A 20,138-nucleotide genomic window follows, 5' to 3' on the forward strand; every position below is an offset into this window, starting at 1 on the left:
AAATACAGCTTGATTTTATCCTCTTGAAACTTTACAAAAAGTTAAAGAAAATTTGTAATTTTAAGTTTTTGTATTAATATAATTAGATATACTTTGCAAATTATTATTATATATTTAGAGGTTAAAATTTTGAAAGCAGATATAAACTTAGAGCTATTTCTAGGCGAAGATACGCAGGTTTTGGCAAAGCATATAGCACTACTTAAGGCGATAAAAGAGACAAAAAGTATCACAAAAGCGGCTGAGGTTGTCGGCATATCATACAAAAACGCTTGGGACTGCTTAGATACGATAAACAACAAAAGCAGCAAGCCTCTCATCATAAGAGCTGATGGCAACAAGAAAAATAGCGGTTCAGAGCTTAGCCCATACGCCAAAAAACTGATAAAAATTTACGACGCTATCCTCGAGACGCAAAAGGACTTTTTGCAAAAAATTTGTCAAAAGGTTGATTTTGAGGATGTTGATATCATAAATTTACAAAGGATGAGTATGAATTTAAGTGCGAGAAATCAGCTCTCATGTGAGATCGTTAGTATAAATAGAGGCGCTGTAAATTCTGAAATCACCGCAAAGCTAAGCAATGGCAACACGCTTGAAGCGACAATAACAGTTGAGAGCGAGAAAAATTTAGGCCTAAAAGTGAGTCAAAAGGTAGTTTTCATCTTTAAAGCGCCAGCAGTCATTCTCGCAAAAGATCTTGATCTAAAAATAAGCACTAAAAATCAGCTAAAAGGCGAGGTCATCGAGGCAAAGATAGGCGCTGTAAATGCCGAAGTCACGCTAAAACTAAGTGACGAGCAGACCTTAACTGCCATCATCACAAAAGATAGCGCGATGGATATGCAAATAGGCGTTGGCGACACGCTTTTAGCAATAGTAAAATCATCTCAAATCATAATAGGAGTATAAATGAAAAAGGTTTTTAAATTTCTATGTGTGGCGGCGTTGCTAGCTATAAACGCCTTTGGCGCAGAGGTAAATGTCTATGCCGCAGCAAACACGACCTATGCGTTTCCTGAGCTTATAAAAGAGTTTAACAAGCTTCATCCAAACGCTAAGATCAACCTAACTCTTGGCGCAAGCGGCGGCCTTGTCACGCAGATACAAAACTCAGCCCCAGCTGATATCTTCATGGCTGCTGATATGGGCTTTGCGCAAAAAGCCTACGACACAGGCTTTGCAGTGGCTGCACCAAAAGTTTATGCACAAGGCGCTGTGGCTATCTTTTCTATCAGAGGCGTGGATTTTAAAAAGGGCATCGAAGTCGTTCGCGGCTTAAAAGCGATCTCAATAGCAAATCCAGAGACTGCACCTTACGGCAAAGCTAGTATCGAGGCTCTTAAAAATGCAAAACTTTATGACGCAGTAGAGAAAAACATCGTCTATGCTCAAAAAATTTCTGAGACACTTTCTCAAGCTTTGAGCGCTTCAGATGTTGGTTTTATCGCTGCTAGTGCATTGTTTGACAAAAAAATGGAAAAATACAAAGAGGGCACTAACTACATCTTCGTGCCTCAAGAGCTCTACACTCCGATCGATCAAGGTATCGTGCTTTTAAAACATGCTGATAATAACGCTGATGCTAAAGCATTTTATGAGTTTGTCCTAGGCGATAAAGCAAGAGAAATTTTCAAGAAATTTGGTTATAACGTCCCAGCTAAATGATAAAAGCAAAGATCGTTCAAATTTCTTCTAAAGATGGCGTCAATTTTTTTGAGCTTGAGTGCTTAAATTTAGGGACAAATTTATTTATGCTAGCCTTAAATGAGGCTAGCAAATTTGCTCTAAATGATGAGGTGAGCTTAAATTTCAAAAGCTCAGATGTCGTCCTATCAAGGCTTAGACTTGAGGCTAGTTCGCTTGAAAATGAGCTAAAATGCGAGGTTGCTGACATAAATCACGGCGAAATTTTAAGCATAGTTAGCCTAAAGTGTGAGCAACTTTGCTTTGAGGCTATCATCTCAGATCACGCTCTAAAAGGGCTAAATTTAGCGTTAGGTGAGCAGGTATTTGCCTATGTTAAATCAACAAGTATCCACGTAAGCGCTTAAAAATGATAGAAATTTCTTGTAAAAAAGAGCTAAATGGCGGTGGCGGTAAATTTATGCTTGAGGCTGAGCTTGCTTTTGAAAGTGGCGAGTTTGTCGCACTTTATGGAGCAAGTGGCGGAGGTAAAACGACGATTTTAAGGCTCATCGCTGGCTTTGAAGTCCCGCAATGTGGCGTGATAAAGGTTGGAGATAAGATATTTTTTGATGAAAATACAAATTTAGCCCCGCAAAAGCGAAATATCGGCTTTTTGTTTCAAGACTACGCCCTTTTTGAAAATATGAATGTCTTTAAAAATTTGCTCTTTGCAAATAATGATGAAAATTTAGCGGACAAACTGCTTGAAATTTGCGAGCTAAAGAGCCTAAAAAACGCCAAGATAGGCGAACTTTCAGGCGGTCAAAAGCAGCGCGTGGCACTTGCTCGTGCGGTGATGAGAAAGCCAGAAATTTTACTACTTGATGAACCACTAAGCGCCCTAGATAACGCTATGCGTGAGAAGCTGCAAGACTATTTGCTAGCACTTCACGATGAGTTTAAGATGAGCGTTATCTTAGTAAGTCACGACATAGCTGAAATTTACAAGCTTTGCAGCAAGGTTTTTGTCCTTGAAAATGGCAAAATTTCAAGGTCTGGCAGTGCGAGCGAGATATTTTTAAAAAGTGCAGGATCGCAGAAATTTGCATTTAACGCTAAGGTTTTGGAGATCAAAAAGCGTGATGCCATTTTTGTGGCAAGCGTGCTAATAAACCGCCAAATTTGCGAGGTCGTGCTAAGTAGCGCAGAAGCTAGTGGGCTAAGAGCTGGCGACACGGTGGTGGTTAGCACAAAAGCCTTTGGCGTAAATTTGGTAAAAGCATGATGAGTGAGCTAGCAAATATTGAATATGGGTCATTTTGGCTCTCGCTAAAGCTCTCTTTTATCACGACTTTTATACTATTTTTCTTCTGCGTAGGGCTTGCTTATTTTATGTCGCAAAAGAAATTCTTTGGCAAGGCGTTTTTAGAGTCCATCATCTCGCTGCCTTTGGTGCTGCCGCCAAGCGTTCTTGGCTTTTATCTGCTCATTTTTCTCTCGCCTTACTCATTTTTTGGCAAATTTATAGAAGAGCTCTTTGGCGTGAGGCTAGTCTTTAACTTCACAGGCCTTGTCGTAGCAAGCTGCATCTACTCGCTGCCATTTATGTTTGGGCCCATTTACGCTGGACTAAATAGCCTAAAAAAGAGCCTTTTTGAGGCGAGTTACAGCCTTGGTAAAAGCAAGCTTACGACCATTTTTAGGGTCATTTTGCCAAGTATCAGATCAAATTTACTAACCGCGATCGTCGTTAGTTTTGCTCACACGATGGGTGAGTTTGGCGTAGTTTTGATGATAGGTGGCAGCGTGGCTGGCGAGAGCAAGGTCGCTAGTATCGCGATATTTGAAGCAGTTGAGATGCTTGACTATACCAAAGCTCACATCTATGCACTTTTGATGCTAATAATCAGCTTTTTCATTCTTTTTATCGTCTATCTCTTAAATTCTAAAAAAGCTTAAAGATATATAATAGATAAAATTTTTAAAGGACGAAACATGATAAAAGTGCCTACAAGCATCTATCTAAGGACTTTAGACGGTAAAGAATTTGACTTTTCAGCCTTTGCAAGGACCCACGACTGCGTAGTTTTTATCTATCCAAAGATAGGCGAGGACTTTGAGCTTTTAAGCGAGCAGCTGCAAAATACTGCGGGCATGAAAGGCTGCACGAAGCAAGCGATAAACTACAAAAAACTTCTTAAAGAATTTAACGATCTTGGCTTTATGATAGTAGCTATTGGCTCCCAAGATATCGCTGCTCAGAAGAAATTTGAAGAAGAGACCGCAACTGGCGTGATGTTTTTAAACGATAGCGAGTTTATGCTAGAGCGCGCGCTTGAACTACCTGTATTTGCAGCTTCAAATGGGCATAAATTTTACTTTCGTCAAACACTTATCATAAAAGGTGGCAATATAAGGCGAGCATATATCGTTGATGAGCCTGAAAACGACGCTAAAAATATGCTGGAGAAGATAAAAAACGAAGACTACTAAGGATAGAAAATGGACAAAAATAGCAAGATCGAAAAGTCTTACGACGAGCTAACATATAAATCAGCAGCATTTGCGCAGTCATCGCCCTATAAACTAGAGGCTTGCGCTACGCTTCTTGGCATCAACCCACCGCCTTGCAAAAACGCAAAAGTTTTAGAGATAGGGTGCAGTTTTGGTGGAAATTTGATCCCATTTGCCGTAAATAACGAGAACGCAAGAGTAGTTGGCATCGATCTTAGCGGCGAGCAAATAAGACGTGGCAAAGAGATCGTAAAAGAGATAGGTCTAAGCAATTTAGAGCTAATCCACGGCGATATCTGCGAGTTTAAAAGTGATGAGAAATTTGACTACATCATCGCTCACGGCGTCTTTAGCTGGGTGCCTGACTTTGTAAAAGATGCTATTTTAAGGGTCGTAAGAGAAAATTTAAGCCAAAACGGCGTGGCGTTTATCTCTTATAACACATACCCAGGTTGGAAAGTAAAAGATGTCGTGCGTGATCTCATGCTGCTCGCCGCAAAAGATAAAGATAGCACAGAAGAGCAGCTAAAAGCTGCTAAAGAGGCGCTTTTAGTCTATAAAGAGGTCTTGCTAACAAGAGATAATGAAAAATTTGAAAGTGTCATGCCAGTTAAGTCGCTTATTAATTGGATAGATGATATTCTTAGTAAAGATGACTTCTACGTAGCACATGAGTTTTTAGAAGATATAAATGACCCATTTTACTTTAAAGACTTTTGCGAAAAAATAGATAAATTTGACTTAGCTTATCTTTGCGATTGTGACCTTAAAGATATTTTTGCTCCAAACTTTGGAAATGATCTTGTGGATGATTTTAAAAATACACACTTTACTGATCGTATACAAAGTGAGCAATTTTTGGATATTTTAAATATGAGGCTTTTTAGGCAGAGCCTAATCGTTCATAAAAATACTTTTGATGTTGTTAAGGCAAAGCAGATAGGTCCAAGTGATATAAATAAACTTCACGTTGTGGCGGATTTTATAAAAAGAGATGATGGATGGTATGATAGATTTCATATCATGCCACAAGATATATCTTGGCTTTGTGAAGTCTTTAACAAGATGTTTCCAGCCAGCATAAATCTCTCTCAAATTTTAGAAATTTTACCAGAAGATAAGCTTACAGTTTATGCTTCGTTTATAAGAATATTAACAAATTCAGGCAATGTGATGACGTTAAAAGATGATCTAAAAGATATAGAGTATAGGCCAGGGTATTCAAGGCTAAACCCAAATTTGATAAATTATGTTAAGTATTTTTTAAAACATAAAGATAAGACGGATATTGTTTTTGCAAATAAATTTGGAGTTTCTGAAAAACTAAATTTGGTTGATTATTATATATTTTTACTACTAGATGGTAAAAATAACTTAGAAGATATTGTAACCAAAGCTTTAAAATTTATAAAAGAAAATGATGTCAAGTTTTTTGAAACAAATGGCAAGGAGATAAAAAGAAACAAGGTTGTATCAAATATATTGAACTATGTAGCAGGCACTATAAGAATAGCTAGCATGCTCTATTTGCTTGAGGAAATTTAAAATGAAAAGAACTTTTGCTCTTATATTTTGTATATTTCTAGCAGGTTGTGCTAGCAAGCCAAGCGTGAAAAATCTAAATATTAAAAGCAGTCTAAACTATGGCGGCGAAGAGCTTGCAAAGATACTTGAGCAAGATGATGCAGTGGCATTTAGCAGCAACTTGCGTGAGGGAGTTTTCATCTACATAAGTAACGCTAAAGTCGCAAACTATCTTGGCGTAGTAAGAGCTGAGAGACACGCTAAATTTAGCGTAAAAGAGCTAGGTAAAAACGATCTTTTGATAAAAAGCGTAAATGATCTCGCGCAAAGCTTTGATGCTAGTTTAGAGCGAGCTAGAGAGCTAAAATGTGGCACTTTAGTGATCAGACTAAAAGATAAATTTCAGGATTTAGAAGCGGCAAATAAATTTTTAGAGCAAAACGAGAGCGCATTTTTAAAGATGAGTGGTGAGATAAGGTGCAAGTAGCCTTATCTGCCCTGCTCTATAAGCTTAAAAACTTCATCTTCTAAGCCCAAAGTATTTTTGCCAAAAGCTACGTAAAATGGGCTTTTTAGATCCGCTAGCTTGTAGCTTGGCTCGCATCTATCGCTAGCATTTAAGACCTTGCCACCGCTAAATTTCACTACCGCCTCGCCTGCAGCGTTGTCCCAAAGATAGCTCGGGCTAAATCTCACATATATCCCGCCAAGCTCGGCTAAACGGCAAAATTTAATGGCAGATCCGATGCATTTTTGCTCTAAATTTAAACTATCTCTTATAAGCGTGGCCCTCTTCGTCTCGCCTCTTCTGCTTGAAAAGATGAAGTTATTTAAGCTTTTAGCTTTTTCATTTAGATCATCTCTTGCTACGACCTCATCATTTGCGCCTAAAATTTCTTTAAAAGCGCCGTTTTCATCAGCGTAAAAAAGCTCTTTGCTAACTGGGATAAAAATGACGCCAAGCACCGGCCTAGCCTCTTTTATAAGCGCTATACAAACGCAAAATTCGCCATTTCTAGCTAGAAATTCTTTCGTGCCATCAAGGGGATCAACTAGCCAAAACTCATCTTTGTCACTCTCTTGCAAGATGCTCTCTTCAGAGCAAATTTTTATCCCACTTTTGCTTAGCTCTTTTAGTATCACCTCATTTGCCGCTAGATCAGCGCTAGTTAGCGGCGAGCTGTCATCTTTTAGGCAGACTTTAAGCGCCTGGCTATTAGATGAGTAAAATTTCATTATCTCACCCCCAGCGCTGATGGCTGCCTTGATGGCTAAATTTAAAAGCTCGCTCATTTTGGTGTTCTGTTTGTCTCTCCGACGTAGAGCTGTCTTGGGCGGACGATCTTTATAGTGTCTTGCTCTTTTAGCTCGATCCACTGGCTGATCCAGCCTGGCGTCCTACCGATGACAAAAATGACGGCAAACATATTGTTTGGTATGCCAAGCGCTTTTAAGATGAGCCCTGAGTGAAAATCGACGTTTGGATATAAATTTCTACTTACAAAGTAGTCGTCATTTAGCGCGATCTCTTCGATCCGGTTGGCGATCTTTATGAGCTCTGAGCTAATGCCAATCTCATCCATCAGCTGATCTCTCATCTTTTTAAGCACCTTTGCGCGAGGGTCGAAGTTTTTATAGACCCTGTGACCAAAACCCATTAGTCTAAATGGATCGTTCTTATCTTTTGCTCTAGCGATGTATTTATCGACATTTGCGACCGAGCCGATCTCTTCAAGCTGGCGGATGACACCCTCGTTTGCCCCGCCATGAGCCCAGCCCCAAAGGGCGCCGATACCTGCACTTATACATGCGTATGGGTGCGCGTGCGTAGAGCCAACGGTCCTAACAGTAGTCGTTGAGGCGTTTTGCTCGTGATCAGCGTGGAGCATAAAGACTGTGTCAAGCGCCTTGATCTCGATAGGCTTAAGATCGACGTGCTCGTATGGATAGCCCCTCATCATGTAGAGGAAATTTTCAGTAAAGCCACGATCTAAATTTGGATAGATGATAGGAAGCCCGCGTGAGTAGCGATAGCTAAAAGCCGCTATCGTTGGGATCTTAGCGATGATACGCATAGCCATCTCGTGGTACTCTTCAGGCTTATCCATATTTAGGTGGTCTGAGTAAAAGGCACTTAGCGCTGAGACCGCTGCTTGCAATATCGCCATAGGGTGCGCTTTGTCTGGAAATGCATCAAAAAGCTTCATCATGCCCTCGTGTATGAAGCTTCTTTTTTTGAGCTCATCTTTAAAGCCCCTGTATTGCTCGCTAGTTGGTAGCTCTTTATTTAAAAGCAGGTAGGCAACGTCTAAAAATGTCTTATTTTCAGCCAAATATGCGATGTCGTAGCCTCTATACATGAGCTCACCCTTTAGGCCATCGATGTAGGTTATGGCTGAGCGGCACATCGCAGTTGAGGTGTAGCCCCTGTCAAAGGTAAACATCCCAGTGTCACTAAAGAAGGTCGATATGTCGATGACATCTGGCCCCATAGTGCCTTTTAGGATAGGAAATTCATAGCTCTTGCCAGTTCGGTTGTCGATTAGTGTGGCTGTATTTGATGACATTTTTACTCCTTGCTTTTTGATTGCATTAAAATTTTGATGATTATAGCTCCTATTATAGCTTGTGCGAGGCTTGCTAGGATGAAAGATGAGTAAGAATAGTCACTTATCTCGCCTGATTTGTGTGCGATAGTAGCAACTGCGATCAAAAGAGTGAGCGGCATAGACTGTGAAACTGAAAATAAAAATATCCCTCTAAAGCCAAGCTTGCCCAAAAAGAGCAAACTAGATACAACTCTGGTGCCAAGCATCGCTAAAAATATAAAAATAGCATCCTTTATCACTTCGCTAGATCCTAGGCTTGAAAGCTTAAAGGTAGAGCCTATGTGGATGAAAAATATCGGCACCAAAAAGCCAAATCCAAAGCTTGAAAGCTTGTGTGGCAAGTCCTTTTTGTGATCAAAAAATGTCGTGATAAACATACCTGCGATAAACGCACCAAAGGCGACCTCTAAATTTAGGTAGAGCATCAAGGCTATCATCGTGAAAAATACCGCGATGCAAAGCCTGATATCCTTCTCGTCCTTGTCGTAGTGCGGCATGAGAATCACTTTAAGCCCTGGATACCACCAAAAAAGCACGTCCAAAATTTTAAAGCTAAGCACGCTGATAGCCAAAAATAGGATCAAATAGCCAATCGTTAGCCATAAATTTATGCTCGCTCCAAACTGCAAGTAAGCAGCGGTAAATGTTAGAAGCGTGATGCTTAAAAGCTCGCCGATAGTTGCTATTAGCATGCTTAAATTTAGCCACTCTTGCTGCTTGCCATACTCCTTAAATAGTGTAAATACCATACCAACGGCCATTATCGGGATGATGATGATGTAAAGCAGGCTTAGCTCAAGTCCTAGCGTCAAGGCCGTGGCTAGAGCGTAGATGAGCGCTAGGTAGATGAGCCCAAGGCGCAAAATTTTACGGTCGATGTTTATGAGCATCCTAAGATCGATCTCCATGCCAGCTAGAAACATCAAAAAGAAAAAGCCAACTTCGCTGATGAGCTTAAACATCTCGTTTTCGCCGACAACTCCGATGTAGCCAGCAACCGCTCCAAGTAGTATCTCAGCAGGCGCGACTGGGATGCGTAAAATTTTAGAAATATAAGGCGAAGCAAAGACGATAAATGCCAAAACGACAAGGATGCTAAGCTCGCTTGCTTGGTGTAACTGCAAAAAGATCCTTAAAATAAAAATGCCTGATTGTATAAAAAGCTTTGTTATTTTTTGATTAAGCTAAGCGAAATTTGGGCAAAATGGTGGCTATTTTAGAAATTTGGAGTGAAATTTTATGCGTAAATTTAGCCTTTTTATTTTGATATTTTTTGGCGTCTTTTCTTTGGCAGATGAGCTAAGCTTGGTTGAGAGTTTTAGGTTTGATGGCAGCACATTTTATAAAAAGCAAGTGGTTAAAAATGAGAGTTTTTACTTTTTAAAAAATGAAAACATGGACGAGCACTTTGCCTCTTTTAGAGTAAAGTTTGACAAAGATGTCAAGACAAAAAGTGAGCTAGAAGAGCTAAAAAGGGTTCTTAAGCAAGATAAAAACGTGCTTTTTAGTGAAGAAAATGATCAAATTTTAGCCCTTATAAAAGATGAAACTAAGAGCAAAAATATAGAAATAATCCACTTTTTACTTAAAAAAGATGGAGTTATGATGCTTTCGTATGAGAGGATTTACGATCCAAAAACCTTAGCAGATGCGCTTAAACCGGTGCTTTTAAGCGAAGCTAGAAATTTTATGCTACAGATGCCAAAGGTAGAGGCTAGGTAGAGAGGCAAATGTAGCGGTACTACGCACTGCATGCGTTTGTATATCGGTGAGCGTCAAGTAAATTTTAAAATTTCATGAACTAGTAATTTCGGCTCTAAAATTTGAGCTAAGCTGAAAGCGAAGCCAAATTTTAGTAGCCAACTCTTGCGAGTGAATGGAATTTTAAAAATTTACTCTGCGATATAAATTTATCAAAAAGGGAGACAAGGGGACTTGAATTTTGCTTCGCAGGCTCGCAACTGCGGGGCAGACACGAAGCCGTCCCCTTATCTCCCTTTAGATCCCTCAATCCCCTCGCACGTTCAAGGGGCATGCGATAGCACTATCGTGCCGCATGTGTTTTTTGTCAAAGGAGTTTATAACAAATTTTAAAATTTATGAGCGAGCATATCACGGCTCTAAATTTAGTGCTAAACGTAGTGCAGCCTAAATTTAGTAGTCTGCTAAGGCGAGTGAGTAAGATTTTAAAATTTGCAAATTTGCAAAATGGTATAAAAGAAGTTATTTATTACACACCTTAAAAAAACTCATAAATTTTTGCCAAGCAAAATGCCAAGATAGCTTGCAAGCAGGCAAAGGCTAAGGTTTAAAAATATATTTAAAAAGCCTTTTATGAGTTCGCCTTCTAGTAAAAATTTCACGCTATCAAGGCTAAAGCTTGAAAATGTGGTAAAGCCACCAAGTATGCCAACGACTAAGAACACTCTCACGCTTTGGCTTAAATTTAGGCAAAATAAAACGCCGATAATGAAGCTACCAAGCACATTTACGCCAAGCGTGGCTAGGGGAAAGTGGCTAAATTTAAGTAGCTCGCCAGCTAAAAACCTGCACCCAGCTCCGATAAAACCTCCAAGCCCCGCAAAAAGTAAATTTACAAGCATTAGTGGCAGATGCTTGCGAAGCTAAAACCGCGCTTTGTAAGCTCCTCGATGTCCTTGCTTGCCTTCTCTCCCTTTGCGGTAAGGTAGTCGCCTATCACGATCGCGTCTGCGCCATTTTCGAAGATCTCGTACTGCCTCTCGCCCAATATCTTCTCCCTGCCACCAGCTATCATGACCCTAGTTTCTGGCAGTGCGCTTTTGGTCTCACGCACGATTTTTAGGGCCTCATCCGCGCTAAGAGGTGGCTGAACAAGGCGCAGGGCGTCACTTTTTATGAAAAAATTTATAGGCGACGAAAACGGCTCAAGCTCTTTTAGGCTAGCTCTAAAGCTCACCCTATCAGCCTCGCTCTCGCCAACGCCGTAAATGCCGCCAGTGCAAAGCATGAGCCCAGCCCTTTTTGCGTCTAAATTTGTCTGATATCGCTCGTCCCAAGAGTGCGTTGTGCAGATTTTGGAGAAATATTCGCGGCTTGTTTCTAGGTTGTGGTTGTAGCTAAAAACGCCAGCATTTTTAAGCTCACAAAGCTGCTCGTAAGTTGCCATGCCGTTACATGCAATGAGCATCAAATTTGGCACTTCTTTGCTTACGGCGCGCGCCAAAGAAGCGATGTAGTCGGTCTTTTTGTCATTTAGCCTAGCGCCACTTGTGACTAAACAAAAGCCAAGAGCGTGGTTTTTATAAGCCATTTTGGCTTCGTCCACCACCTGCTGCACGCTTTTTTCTTTAAATTTTGTGATATCAGCGCCAGCTTTGGCACTTTGCGTGCAATAAGCGCAGTCCTCAGCGCAGTTTCCCTGCGTGACGGAGCATATCGCACAAAGCATGATTGTTTTCATTTTTGATCCTTTTTTGGGGCGTATTATAGCTTTGGTAGGTTTAAAATTTAAGTATGATCGTCTTGAATTTACGAAAAATAGGTAAATTTTAAAATTAGAGCTGGCATATCACGGCTCCAAATTTAGTGGTGAGTGACTACGAGGTCTAAATTCGGTGGTCTGCTAAGGCAAGTGAGTAAAGTTTTAAAATTTGCAAATTTGCTTTCTCAAGTCAAATAAGTGTCAAGTAAATTTTAAAATTTCATAAACGAGTAATTTCGGCTCTAAAATTTGAGCTAAGCGATAAGCAAAGCCAAATTTTAGTAGCCAACTTTTGCGAGTGAGTGAAATTTTAAAATTTGCCTAAAACTATCAAATTTACTGCAAGCCGAGCAAAAACTTAAATTTACAGCATCATCTTTTCTTATAAATTTCCGCCCTTTCTTTTAAAAGCCCTGTTTTTAAATTTGGTAAAGCGCTAAGCTCGTCGAAAAGTCCAAAAAGTGCATGTTGTGGTGGCAGACTGAGGTGGGTGAGGGATTTTAGAGACAAGATAGGCGAGTAGTCCTTGCTTTTTAGCCTAGCCGTTAATATCACAAGGCTGGTTAGCTCAGGCATCTGGCGTAAAAACTCTAAGCTTTCGATGCGGATAAATTTAGGCGAAAGTCCGTCGCCACTGATCTCTAAGCTCTTTAAATTTTGCAAATTTGAAAGCGCAGAGTAGTCGCTTATCTTTTGAAAATTCTCCACCGTAAGGCTTTCAAGCCCAGTAAGTGTCGCGATCGGCGCGATGCTTTTTACGCTGGCACCAGAACCTACAAAAAGGCTCTCTAGGCTAGAAAGATTTGCTAGCGCGTCAAGGCTCTCATACGAGCCCCATTTGATGTGAAGGCTCTTTAAATTTCTTTGGCAGCACACCGCGTCAAAGAGCTCTTGAGGCATTTTGGTGCAAATGTTAAGCTCATCAAATGCCTCCTGCTCGCTTCTTAAAAAGTCGCACCACTCATCAAGCACCGCTCTTTTTTGCTTGGCGGTTTTATACTGCGGTGTGAAGCTGTCCCCTAGCTGCGTGCAGTTTATCACAAGGCTCTTTTGCCCTTTATACTGGCTAACCTCTACGATAGTTTCAGGCATTTAAAGTCCAAATTTATAAGCCAAATTTAGGCTCAAAGGCTCAAATTTGGCTAGAAATTTTAATTTTCAGAGATAAGTGTCTTTTTCTTACACTTTGTGCACTCTATAAAAGTGCCTTTTTTAAGCTCTTTTTTGATCATATCGCCGCCGCACTCATCGCATTTTTGCGCGACTGGCTCGTAGTTTGAGATGAAGTCGCATTTTGGATAGTTGGCACATCCATAAAATTTGCCACGCCTGCTAAATCTCTCGACGATCTCGCCACCGCATTTTGGACATGGCACGTCAAGCTTTTTAAGCTCGCGTTTTGGCTTAGCAGCCGCAGTAGTAGCGCCTGCATCTGCGCTCTTTTCATTATCTTTTGCAACGTTTCTTGAGTATTTGCATTTTGGGAAATTTGAACAAGCGATAAACTCACCGTATCTGCCCTTTCTAAGCACTAGCTCGCTTCCGCACTCTGGGCACTTCTCGCCGATCGGAGTTGCTGTTTTTAGGCTTTTTATGCCAGTTTTGCCAGCGCTTATTTTTTCCATAAATGGATAGTAAAAGTCGCTTAGCACCTTTTGCCAGTCAGCCTTGTCAAGTGCGATCTCATCGAGCTTTTCTTCAAGATGTGAGGTAAATTCGCTATCTACGATGTTACTAAAGTGCTCCTCTAAAACGCCTATCATGCTAAATGCGATCTCGTTTGGTATGAGTTGCTTTTTCTCGATCCTCACGTAGTCTCTTGATGTTAGTAGCGAGATGGTCGGTGCGTAGGTGCTTGGACGGCCGATGCCAAGGCTTTCTAGCTTTTTAACAAGGCCAGCTTCAGAGTACCTGGCTGGTGGCTCGGTGAAGTTTTGCGTGCTTTTTATGCTTTGCAAACTCATCTCGTCGCCCTTTTTTAAATTTGGCAAAATTTTATCCTTGTCAAGCTCGCCATAAACCTTGTAAAAGCCGTCAAATAGCACCTTTCTGCCGCTTATCTTAAACTCGCCTTTTTCGCTTGCGACATAGACATTTTGCGTTTGGCTCACACATGCGCTCATTTGGCAGGCTAAAAATCTATTGTAGATGAGTGTGTAGAGTTTGAGCGCGTCTTTTTCTAAAAATTTAGCGGCGATTTGTGGTGTGAAGTTTAAATTTGTAGGGCGAATCGCTTCGTGGGCTTCTTGCGCGCCTTTTGAGCTTGTCGTGTAGCTTATCGCTTTGGCTGGCAGATACTCTTTGCCATAGTTTTGCAGGATATGCTCTCTAGCGGCTGCGACGGCCTCTTTGGCTAAATTTAAGCTGTCCGTTCTCATGTAAGTGATCGCACCCATGAAGCCCTCGTTTGTTTGCACGCCCTCATAGAGGCTTTGCGCGATCATCATTGTCTTTTTAGGGCTAAAGCCAAGGCGGTTGCTCGCACTTTGCTGAAGTGTTGAGGTCATAAATGGCGGGCTTGGCTGGATCTTTCTATCCTTGCTCTCGATCTCACGGACGCTAAATTTCTCATTTTGTAAATTTTCAATGATGTATTTTGCGCGGTCTGGATTTTGGATGGTTAGCTTTTCGATCTTTTGATTTTCAAATTTAACTAGCTCGGCGTCTAGATCTTTTTTAAAAACGGTGTCAATGGTGTAGTATTCGACTGGTTTAAACGCCTGGATTTCACGCTCGCGGTCAACTATTATTTTTAGAGCTGCACTTTGCACACGTCCAGCGCTTAAGCCTTTTTGTATCTTTAAATTTAAAAGCGGGCTTAGCTTGTAGCCAACGATGCGGTCAAGTAAGCGCCTTGTTTGCTGGGCATTGACGCTGTTCATATCGACGTGTCTTGGGCTTTTTAGAGCGTTTTGTATGGCGCTTTTGGTGATCTCGTGAAAGACGATGCGAGGCAGGCTGGTTGGCTCTTTGCCGATGGCATTTGCGATGTGAAACGCGATCGCCTCACCCTCTCTATCCTCATCGGTCGCGAGGTAAATTTCATCTGCACCTTTAGCAAGCTCTTTTATCTCTTTTACGATGGCAGAGTGATCGCTGCTGATGCGATACTCTGGGGTAAATTTATCATCCTCTATCTTGATGCCAAAGCTAGTTTTTGGCAGATCTCTGATGTGGCCTTTTGAGGCTATGACGTTGTAGCTTTTGTCTAAGAAATTTTTGATAGTCTTTGCTTTTGCGGGAGATTCCACGATGATTAAGCTTTTCATTTATATATAGCCTTTGAATTTTTTGGCGTAATTGTAGCAGAAATAATTTTTTAGAGTGTAACGTGTGAAAAATTTTTAGGTGAAGCGCGATTTTTGTTTTTTATAAAAATTTTTATGCATAGCTCTAAACTTTTTTAAAAACCGATCGATATAGTTTTCGTGCGACATGAAGTCGTAACTTAAAACATAAAAGGATTTACAATGAGTTTTCGTATTAACACAAACGTAAACGCACTTAACACACACGCTAACGCAGTTAGCAACAACGTTGACCTATCTAAGTCACTTAACAAACTTAGTTCTGGTCTTAGAATTCAAACAGCTGCAGATGACGCTTCAGGTCTATCTATCGCAGATAGCTTAAGAAGCCAAGCTTCAGCTCTAGGTCAAGCTATTGCAAATGGTAATGATGCTATTGGTATCATTCAAGTTGCCGACAAAGCTATGGACGAGCAGCTAAAAATTCTTGATACTATCAAGACTAAAGCTACTCAATCAGCTCAAGACGGCCAAACAACTCAATCACGCCAATCATTACAGTCTGATATCGTTCGTCTAATGGAGGAGCTTGACAATATCGGTAACACTACTTCATTTAACGGTCAGCAACTACTAAACGGAACATTTACAAACAAAGAGTTCCAAATAGGTGCTTATTCAAACCAAACTGTTAAAGCAAGTATTGGTGCGACTACATCTGACAAGATCGGTCTTACACGTTTTGAGAGTTCAAAACTACTTACAGCTATGGGCAAAATAGACCTTAAATTTTTAAAAGTTGATGGCGTAAATGATGTAGGTGTCACATCTGCTACTATTTCAACCGGTATTGGTAAAGGTCTTGGTGCTTTGGTTGAAAATATCAACAAAGTTGCTGATAAAACTGGTGTTAGAGCTACAGCTGATGTTACTTGGAAAGCTAGTGCTGCTATTACTGGTGGTTTAATCAAAGATCTAAAAATCAATGGTGTAATCATTGGCGACTTAGATGTTAAAGCAAATGACTCAAATGGTGCACTTGTAAATGCTATCAACTCTGTAAAAGATCAAACTGGCGTTGAAGCTTCAGTTGATGCCGAGACAGGTAAGATGGTACTAACAAGTCGTGATGGTCGTGCTATCGTAGCTACTGGAACTGGTATATCAAAAGGTCTTGGCGGCAAAGGTACAGGTGCCAAAGGTACATCTTTAACAGCTGGCTTTGTTGGTAGGCTAAATCTTGTTCGCCTTGATGGTAGAGATATCAAGCTAGAAGGAACAACTGCTTTTAAACTAGACAAAGCATTTGACTATTCAAATGGTGGCTCAGAGCAATCAGTATCATTAAGAGACGTAAGAGGTCAAATAGAAGGCAAACTAGCTATGGCTATGGGCTTTCAAAGAATGAGTGGTGCCTTAACAGCAGCTCAATCTGCAGGTGTTATGACACTTCGCGGTGCGATGGCTGTTATGAGTATCGCTGAGTCAGCTCAAAAAACACTTGATCAAGTTCGTTCAGACCTTGGTTCAGTTCAAAACCAACTTCAAGCTACAGTTAACAACATAACTGTAACTCAAGTTAACGTAAAATCAGCAGAATCACAAATCAGGGACGTAGATTTTGCTAGCGAGTCTGCTAACTTCTCAAAACATAACATCCTAGCTCAATCAGGTGCTTATGCTATGAGTCAAGCAAACAGCGTTCAACAAAACGTAATGAAGCTACTACAATAGTAGGAGCTGAGTGAAGTTTCCTTGAAAACGTAATGAAACTTCTACAATAACGTAGCTAGTTAAATTAAGTTTTAAATAAGGCTTTGTTGCAGTAGCAAAGCCTTAAATGTGTTAATGCTTTTACAATACGCAAACCCCCAGCCCCAAAGCTTGTCTTTGGGGTTTTCTAATTCAAAAAAAATAAAAGTTAAATTTACAGTTGTTGGTTTTAATTAGTTTCTTAAAAGGTTTGTATTTTTAAATTTAAATATTAATAGCATTTGTATAAGCAAATAAATTTGATAGAAATTTGCAAGCAAAAATTTACTTGCAAATTTATCTATATACTTAGTTTGAAATCCTCTTTTGCGTTTCCTATCTCATTTTTAGTTATTAGCTTTCTCTTTTTTAGCTCAGCAACAAGAGGCTTTGAAGCTTTTTTAGTTACTTCTATATCAGCATTTAGCCCGCCTGCTGCAGAGAACATCCAGTACTTGTGCATTTCAACCCACTCGAGTAGTTTATTTACTTTTTGAATCTTAGTATCGCTAGGAGCTACTGCAATTTTAGCAAGCTCAAGCTCTTGATAATAAACTGAAATTTGTATGACATTTTCTATATATTTTTGATAACTTTTTTTTGCAATTGTATCTTTGAGCCTATCTATTTTTTTAGTTATTTTAAGAAGCTCATTAAAATGCTTTTCGGTTATTTTATTTTCATTGTTTAGTTTGAGTAGCTTATCTATGCTAGGCACTACATCTAAAAAGACTTTTTCTATTTGATGTTTTACTTGGCTTTGGATTTTTACCTTTGTTTTTATTACTTCATAGGCTTTTAGTAAATTTTTATTTAAAGTAGTTTCACTATCTTTTCTGATGTTAGGTAGCGTCTTTACCTTTTTGCCTTTGCAAAGTTCTTCCATAACATCTAAAAATGGTCTTTCTGTGGTTCCTTCTATTCTAGCACCGCCTTCTGTGCAATTATAAGACTTAATGCCTTCCAGACTTGATTGAGCAATGTCATTTTCAAACTGATTTTTGAATAATGTCCAAACATATGTTGTTCTAACCTCTCCAACTCCTCCATAAGCCTTAACATATAAATTCTCATCAGCTCGCGCAAAAGCATGTCCTTTTGCATGGCTTGCACCATCTTTTCCAAAAGCTAAGTCTTGCCCTATAAAAACAATGTTTTTGTGACCTAAAACATAAGCTAGTTGATAAGCCATATTGGCACAACTATGTCCAACGCCCAAATATCCATATCTTTTCATACCAAACATTTGTTCTTCTTGTTGAGGTCTCATGGTTAAAACTAGCCTTCTTGGCAAGATGTTTTTTATAGTTTGTTTATGTGTAACAGAGGCAACTATAAAATAAATATTATCATCGATCTTTGGATATTTTTTCTCAAAAAAAGTTGAAGTAGGCAATACTCTTTCCATAGATATTACATAGTCAGGAGCTATATCATGCTTTGCAAGGATTGGGTAAGAAGCATCAACACTTATAATAGTAGCGTATGGTGCAAATTCTTTAAGCGTTTTAAGCTGTTTGTCCAAGCTCGGACCAGTTGAGACGATGATAGCTGTATCCATCAAGCCATGTCTTTTCTTTACAAGACTTGCGTAACAATAATTTTTAATCATAGGCGTTAAATTTTCGCAGTTTTGCCTTGTGCCAAGCAAAAGATCATCAATACTATTACCATGAGATACTACTATCTGAGAAAATGCTCTTGTAATCTCTTTATTTATCCTTATATAATCTTCTTCATATTGATCATAAAAAGGTGCATGAACCTTGAGATCGTAAGTCTTGGCATACGAATTTAGCTTAGCTTCTGTCACTAGGTAATAAAAATGCGTATATGTTGCAAATTTTGAGTAAAAAAGTATTATCTGCCCACTTGCTAGCTCATTTGAAAGATCAACGACATTTAAAACAAGATATATAATTTCGATCTCTGGTTCTATAACTACTATTTTTTGATGAGTTTCATTTTTTGCTAGTGCTTTATAAAGTATGCCATTGCCCAGACCATAAAAAAATAACATCGGATAACGTTTATAGTCCTTTTCTGTATCTTCAAGTAGTTTTAGTATATCGGTAGCTGGATTATCATATATATATTTAAAAGTATGTTTGTTTATTAAATTTATATCAATAGGGTCTTTTCCTATAAAGATTTCGTAATCTTTATTGCCAACAATAGACCAAAGCCTAGCAGCTAAAATCTCATCTTGTTGAAAAAGTGCTTGGAGGTTTTTTTGAAAGATAGGATTCTTTATATTTGTCATCTTACTTTCGAGTACTTTTCTCTTTGCCTCATCTATCTTTTTACGTTTTTTATTTTTAGATACCTCAAGGTCATCTAGCTTATAAACTTTATTTTCATCACTCATATCAGATCCTCCTTTGTTATCCTCTCACTAAATTTTATATCTCTTTTTGCTTTTTTGCCAACTAGCTCTTTTAGAAATTTAGGGTGCAAGCCATATCCTGGGCGCACGCTCCTTACATTTTGCTCACTAAAAATTTCACCTTTTTTTATATCTTCGCTTGCATAAAGTGATCGTGAAAATCTCCTGTTTAAAACCGCTTTTTCATCTAGTTCATAGCTTACTTTGCCCAAAAGCTCCTCGGCCTCTCTAACACACTTTGTCATAAGAGCAAATTCACTCTCATCAAGGCTAAATGCGCTATCAACGCTTTTTACGCTTTTATCAAGTATAAAATGTTTTTCAACTATCCTAGCGCCCAAACTAACCGCAACAACTGGGGCTGTCACGCCTAAAGTGTGATCTGAAAAGCCCACTTCAACGCCAAATTTCTCTCTCATATCAGCTATCGTTTGTAAATTCATGCCATTTAGCGGCGCTGGGTAGCTTGAAGTGCATTTTAAAAGGGCGATGTCGCTATTGCCCGCATTTTTGCAAATTTGCACCACGTCTTGTATCTCTTCTTCATAGGCTATGCCAGTTGAGATGATGATGGGCCTACCTTTTTTGGCTACAAACTCTACAAAATCATAGTCCGTCACTTCAAAGCTTGCGATCTTATAAGCTAGCGGGTTAAACTGCTCTAAGAAGTTGGCATCGTCCTTGCAAAATGGGCTTGAAAAGCAGACAAGCCCCTCCTCTTTTGCCACTTTAAAAAGCTCAGCATGCCACTCTCTTGGCGTTAGCGCCTCTTGGTAAAGCTCGTATAAATTTCTCCCATCCCAAAGTCCGCCCTTTATGACAAAATCATCTAGGCGTGAATTTAGAGTCAGGCTATCGGGCGTATATGTCTGAAGCTTTATCGCGTCAGCTCCAGCGTGCTTAGCCGCCTTTATCGTATCTACCGCCGTTTTTAGGCTACCGCTGTGATTAGCAGAGAGCTCTGCTATTATAAAGACCTTTTTGTCTGTATCAAAATTTCCTATTTTCATCCG

The 20,138-nt window shown here is 39.7% G+C and carries 20 protein-coding genes; 11 read left to right on the forward strand and 9 right to left on the reverse strand.

What is annotated here, in order from left to right; all coding sequences use genetic code 11:
• Positions 1-129 precede the first annotated feature (129 nt).
• Genes CVS86_RS04560 through CVS86_RS04595 form a run of 8 tightly spaced genes read left to right on the forward strand, consistent with a single transcriptional unit; the run spans position 130 to position 6,154 of the window.
• On the forward strand, positions 130-912 hold the full coding sequence (locus tag CVS86_RS04560; protein WP_107791110.1) for a TOBE domain-containing protein: 783 nt from the start codon (positions 130-132) through the stop codon (positions 910-912).
• Complete coding sequence (gene modA, locus CVS86_RS04565; protein WP_107791111.1) at positions 913-1,668, forward strand: molybdate ABC transporter substrate-binding protein; 756 nt, start codon at positions 913-915, stop codon at positions 1,666-1,668.
• The gene (locus tag CVS86_RS04570; RefSeq protein ID WP_107791112.1) at positions 1,665-2,054 is read left to right on the forward strand and encodes a TOBE domain-containing protein; all 390 of its coding nucleotides are present in this window, start codon (positions 1,665-1,667) and stop codon (positions 2,052-2,054) included. The genes modA and CVS86_RS04570 overlap by 4 nt, the downstream gene beginning before the upstream one ends.
• A 2-nt stretch (positions 2,055-2,056) precedes the next feature.
• Positions 2,057-2,914 (forward strand): sulfate/molybdate ABC transporter ATP-binding protein, encoded by an 858-nt coding sequence (locus CVS86_RS04575; RefSeq protein ID WP_107791113.1) that lies wholly within the window; start codon positions 2,057-2,059, stop codon positions 2,912-2,914.
• Complete coding sequence (gene modB, locus CVS86_RS04580) at positions 2,914-3,588, forward strand: molybdate ABC transporter permease subunit (RefSeq protein WP_107791139.1); 675 nt, start codon at positions 2,914-2,916, stop codon at positions 3,586-3,588. The genes CVS86_RS04575 and modB overlap by 1 nt, the downstream gene beginning before the upstream one ends.
• A gap of 36 nt (positions 3,589-3,624) precedes the next feature.
• The gene (locus tag CVS86_RS04585; RefSeq protein ID WP_103608543.1) at positions 3,625-4,122 is read left to right on the forward strand and encodes a redoxin family protein; all 498 of its coding nucleotides are present in this window, start codon (positions 3,625-3,627) and stop codon (positions 4,120-4,122) included.
• A gap of 9 nt (positions 4,123-4,131) precedes the next feature.
• A complete protein-coding gene (locus CVS86_RS04590; RefSeq protein WP_107791114.1) occupies positions 4,132-5,688 on the forward strand; it encodes a class I SAM-dependent methyltransferase in 1,557 nt (518 codons plus the stop codon).
• Position 5,689: 1 nt separating this feature from the next.
• The gene (locus tag CVS86_RS04595) at positions 5,690-6,154 is read left to right on the forward strand and encodes a damage-inducible protein (RefSeq protein ID WP_107791115.1); all 465 of its coding nucleotides are present in this window, start codon (positions 5,690-5,692) and stop codon (positions 6,152-6,154) included.
• Positions 6,155-6,156: 2 nt separating this feature from the next.
• On the opposite strand, the gene CVS86_RS04600 is transcribed toward CVS86_RS04595, so the two are convergent.
• From CVS86_RS04600 to CVS86_RS04610, 3 genes are read right to left on the reverse strand one after another with little or no spacing between them, the layout of a single operon-like run.
• Entirely contained in the window at positions 6,157-6,960 is an 804-nt protein-coding gene (locus CVS86_RS04600; RefSeq protein ID WP_107791116.1) for a 3'(2'),5'-bisphosphate nucleotidase CysQ, read from the reverse strand.
• Positions 6,957-8,234 carry a citrate synthase gene (locus CVS86_RS04605; protein ID WP_009294940.1) on the reverse strand — a complete coding sequence of 426 codons (1,278 nt, stop codon included), beginning with the start codon at positions 8,232-8,234 and terminating at the stop codon, positions 6,957-6,959. Before CVS86_RS04605 ends, CVS86_RS04600 begins: the two co-directional genes overlap by 4 nt.
• A gap of 2 nt (positions 8,235-8,236) precedes the next feature.
• Positions 8,237-9,400, reverse strand: coding sequence for a cation:proton antiporter (locus tag CVS86_RS04610; protein ID WP_107791117.1), 1,164 nt, complete (start codon positions 9,398-9,400; stop codon positions 8,237-8,239).
• A 115-nt stretch (positions 9,401-9,515) separates the two neighbouring features.
• Between CVS86_RS04610 and CVS86_RS04615 the strand changes: the two genes are divergently transcribed.
• Complete coding sequence (locus CVS86_RS04615) at positions 9,516-9,998, forward strand: hypothetical protein (RefSeq protein WP_107791118.1); 483 nt, start codon at positions 9,516-9,518, stop codon at positions 9,996-9,998.
• Between the two features lie 377 nt (positions 9,999-10,375).
• Positions 10,376-10,519: a hypothetical protein gene (locus tag CVS86_RS09880; protein ID WP_199906517.1), complete on the forward strand. Its 144-nt coding sequence runs from the start codon at positions 10,376-10,378 to the stop codon at positions 10,517-10,519.
• Positions 10,520-10,525: 6 nt separating this feature from the next.
• On the opposite strand, the gene crcB is transcribed toward CVS86_RS09880, so the two are convergent.
• From crcB to topA, 4 genes are all read right to left on the reverse strand, one after another.
• Positions 10,526-10,879: a fluoride efflux transporter CrcB gene (crcB, locus tag CVS86_RS04620; protein WP_107791119.1), complete on the reverse strand. Its 354-nt coding sequence runs from the start codon at positions 10,877-10,879 to the stop codon at positions 10,526-10,528.
• Positions 10,879-11,718, reverse strand: a complete 840-nt coding sequence (locus CVS86_RS04625; protein WP_107791120.1) for a biotin synthase — start codon at positions 11,716-11,718, stop codon at positions 10,879-10,881. Before CVS86_RS04625 ends, crcB begins: the two co-directional genes overlap by 1 nt.
• Before the next feature lie 393 nt (positions 11,719-12,111).
• Positions 12,112-12,831, reverse strand: coding sequence for a leucine-rich repeat domain-containing protein (locus tag CVS86_RS04630; protein ID WP_107791121.1), 720 nt, complete (start codon positions 12,829-12,831; stop codon positions 12,112-12,114).
• A 59-nt stretch (positions 12,832-12,890) separates the two neighbouring features.
• Positions 12,891-15,008, reverse strand: coding sequence for a type I DNA topoisomerase (gene topA / locus CVS86_RS04635; RefSeq protein ID WP_107791122.1), 2,118 nt, complete (start codon positions 15,006-15,008; stop codon positions 12,891-12,893).
• Between the two features lie 201 nt (positions 15,009-15,209).
• Here topA and CVS86_RS04640 point away from each other — a divergent pair, with 201 nt between their 5' ends.
• The gene (locus tag CVS86_RS04640; RefSeq protein ID WP_087581428.1) at positions 15,210-16,721 is read left to right on the forward strand and encodes a flagellin B; all 1,512 of its coding nucleotides are present in this window, start codon (positions 15,210-15,212) and stop codon (positions 16,719-16,721) included.
• Between the two features lie 319 nt (positions 16,722-17,040).
• On the opposite strand, the gene CVS86_RS04645 is transcribed toward CVS86_RS04640, so the two are convergent.
• Positions 17,041-19,107 carry a motility associated factor glycosyltransferase family protein gene (locus CVS86_RS04645; protein ID WP_107791123.1) on the reverse strand — a complete coding sequence of 689 codons (2,067 nt, stop codon included), beginning with the start codon at positions 19,105-19,107 and terminating at the stop codon, positions 17,041-17,043.
• A complete protein-coding gene (gene pseI / locus CVS86_RS04650) occupies positions 19,104-20,135 on the reverse strand; it encodes a pseudaminic acid synthase (RefSeq protein WP_107791124.1) in 1,032 nt (343 codons plus the stop codon). Before pseI ends, CVS86_RS04645 begins: the two co-directional genes overlap by 4 nt.
• Between the last annotated feature and the right edge of the window lie 3 nt (positions 20,136-20,138).

This window comes from Campylobacter concisus (assembly GCF_003048605.1).
Lineage (GTDB): Bacteria > Campylobacterota > Campylobacteria > Campylobacterales > Campylobacteraceae > Campylobacter_A > Campylobacter_A concisus_BM.